Here is a 229-nt window from a genome sequence, read left to right on the forward strand (position 1 = left end):
TGCGAGGATGCGCAGCAGGTGCTGCTGGAGGCCTCCGGCTGGGATCTCCCGGGGAACCCGTTGCCGGACTGGGTGCGCGGCCGGGTCGCCGAAGGGGCCGGCGCCGGGCAGAGCGAGCGGGACGCCGACGGCCGGCCGCGCCGCGTCCGCCAGATGGGCTGGGAGATCCAGTGCCTGGCCGGGTAGCCGGCTGAAGGCGACCGCCCGGTGCTGCCGCGGCGGGGCGCGG

Annotated in this window: 1 protein-coding gene; it reads left to right on the plus strand. The window is 78.6% G+C overall.

Annotated features, from left to right (window positions below; translation table 11 throughout):
* The coding region (locus ACQG3P_RS25640; RefSeq protein ID WP_426806615.1) for a lipoprotein insertase outer membrane protein LolB at window positions 1–186 on the plus strand (186 nt) is incomplete at its 5' end.
* Between the last annotated feature and the right edge of the window lie 43 nt (window positions 187–229).

Source organism: Stenotrophomonas sp. SrG, assembly GCF_050031795.1.
GTDB lineage: Bacteria > Pseudomonadota > Gammaproteobacteria > Xanthomonadales > Xanthomonadaceae > Stenotrophomonas > Stenotrophomonas rhizophila_A.